4 protein-coding genes are annotated in these 2585 nt (G+C 32.5%); all 4 read left to right on the forward strand.

All coding sequences use genetic code 11. The features are described from left to right. The coding region (locus tag RRG12_RS42740) for an OmpA family protein (RefSeq protein ID WP_420763260.1) at nt 1-492 on the forward strand (492 nt) is incomplete at its 5' end. Nucleotides 493-509: 17 nt separating this feature from the next. Next, nucleotides 510-1007 (forward strand): Rab family GTPase, encoded by a 498-nt coding sequence (locus RRG12_RS42745; RefSeq protein WP_176726900.1) that lies wholly within the window; start codon nt 510-512, stop codon nt 1005-1007. Continuing rightward, on the forward strand, nt 1008-1406 hold the full coding sequence (locus tag RRG12_RS42750) for a hypothetical protein (RefSeq protein ID WP_420759556.1): 399 nt from the start codon (nt 1008-1010) through the stop codon (nt 1404-1406). A gap of 42 nt (nt 1407-1448) precedes the next feature. Beyond that, the gene (locus RRG12_RS42755; RefSeq protein ID WP_420759555.1) at nt 1449-2573 is read left to right on the forward strand and encodes a sensor histidine kinase; all 1125 of its coding nucleotides are present in this window, start codon (nt 1449-1451) and stop codon (nt 2571-2573) included. The last annotated feature ends 12 nt before the right edge of the window (nt 2574-2585 follow it).

A 2585-nucleotide genomic window follows, 5' to 3' on the forward strand; every position in this document is an offset into this window, starting at 1 on the left:
CCCCGCAAATGGATTTTAGAAGCACGGAAATTATGGTATTTTATTCCTGGCATCACCAAATTACAAGACAAAAACCTTGTGGACATAGAACTGAGACAATTAGAATCATACAAAAAACAAATAGAACAAAAAATATTATTTTTTTCAGAAGGGACAACTGAGTTGATGCCTGGTGAAGCTGACAAGTTACCTAATTTATTTATATCCATCCGTAAATGTTTAGATATTGCTAAGTATCTGGGGAAAAATGCACAGATTCAAATAATTGGGCATACCAGTAGTACTGGAACAGAAGGGCAAAATAAGCTGCTCAGTCAAGCCCGTGCTAATAAAATTCTATCTTATTTAAAATCTCAAGGAATTAATATAAACCAATTTAAAGCCACAGGGGTAAGTTATAGCCTACCTTTACAGCCAGAAGTAACACCAGAATCTAAAAAACTTAATCGGAGAGTATCTTTCAAGGTATTCATAGCTAATACCTCTAAATAAAGTTAGATCAATTTATGATTATCCAGAAAAAAATTTGTATGATCGGTGCATTTGCTACAGGTAAAACTAGTTTAGTAGCGAGGTTAGTCCACAGTATTTTTTCAGAAAAATACCATACTACAGTGGGTGTAAAAATTGATAAAAAAACTATAGATATTCAAGATAACAAAATAAATCTTATTCTTTGGGATATTTATGGAGAAGACGAATTTCAAAAATTACAAATGTCTTATTTACGAGGTTCTGCTGGTTATTTATTAGTCGTAGATGGTACAAGGCATAATACTTTAGAACAAGCTTTTGATTTACAAACAAAAGTAGAAGATGCTATTGGAAAAGTCCCCTTTATTTTAGTCATGAACAAATGGGATATAACGGATGAATGGGAAATTGAATCTACTGAAATAGATGATGTTATACAAAAGGGTTGGACTGTGATTAAAACCAGTGCTAAAAATGGTGTCGGTGTAGAAGAAGCTTTTCAAACTATTACTAAAAAAATATTGGATTGCTAAATGTTAGATATTCCTGTTTTTGTAATTACCTATATTCTAAATTTTGTAGTAGCAGATTCTTCTCTTGCCTATCTGTTGGTTAATAAAGATGGCAGCCTCCTAAGTTGGGGTGGGAAGTTGGCAGAATATGGAATTACTAATCTCCGTAAAGGAGAAAATGCAAAAGAGCAAGTTATTTTTCTGGAAGGTCTACTACCACTAGATAATGCCTCCTTATTTATACCATTTATCCAAACAGAGTATGGCAGTTGTGTAGATGTTCATATATTACCGACGAAGGAAGTAGATTGGGTATTGATGTTAGATAGTAGCTGTGATAGAGATTACCTTTTTCCTATTCAACAAAAAGCTAATGATTTCAGACTATTACAGGAAAAATTAAATAGAAATTTAAATTAGTAACCTAGAATCAAAATTAATTGAGCGTAGCAGATATAACCCATGAATACATCTATCACAAATGATATGCTCACCGCTTTAGATATTCTAGCGTTAGAGCAAATTAATAAAGGGCTATTTAAAACAATTGGTAATTTACCTGATTGGTACAATAAATTTTCTTGTAAAGAATTGGCATCAGGGATAAATATATCAATACCGCAAGGAGAGTTTTCTTTTTTAAAGAATTTTTTAATTGATGCTGAAGAATTTTGGATAAACAATAATAATAATGTTAAAAAACTGAGTTCAGGTTTATGGACTGAAATAGATGCCACTGGGCAAGAATATCATTTGAAAGCTTATGCAATTTTTGTCGATAATAGGAAAGTTTTATTAATTGAGGCTTTAGAAGATTCTTATCAAGAACAGCAGTATATTCTACAAAAAGCTAGAGAATATAAGTTAATTTATCAGCAATTGCTCAAAGATAATCAAAAAAAAGATGTTTTAATCCATTGTCTTATCCATGATATAGCAGTGGAATTAAGTGCTATAAATTGCTGTTTTGCACTCCTGGAATTTGAGAATTTAACACCTCAAGGAAAAGAGTATTTAGAAACTGGTATCAAGCAATGTCTAAAACAAGAGATCCTAATTAAGGATACTTTAGATGCTTTTTCTAATGAAGTACTATTACCAGAAAATTCTCCTATTGGTATTGAGGAAGCACCCAATATATTAACTTCCATCCAAGAGGTAATTGAGTTTTTAAAGCCTAGTTTTGCTCTTAATCATATACAATTACAGTTTGCCGCTAACATTGATAAGACAATAGACTGGACAGTTATTGGAGATCAATCTCGTTTAGATAGAGTGATTTCTAATCTAGTAGAAAATGCTTATCGTTACAGTGTACCAGATTCTACTGTAACTATTGGTCTAGAATTAGATGGGGAGTATGTTTTAGTTACTGTAGATGATCAGGGCTTGGGTGTATCGCCAGAAATGGTAAAAAATTTATTTCAAAAGTTCTCCCAAGGTAAAGATAAGTCAGGGAGAGCGGGTTTAGGTCTTTATTTTTGTAGAATCACACTCGAACGCTGGGGGGGTATAATTGGTTATTTACCTCGTCCTGAAGGTGGTTCTAGATTTTGGTTCCGCTTGCCAAGACTAGCATTAAAGTAAGAATAACTACAG

The sequence above is a fragment of the Nostoc sp. CALU 546 genome, from assembly GCF_048836525.1.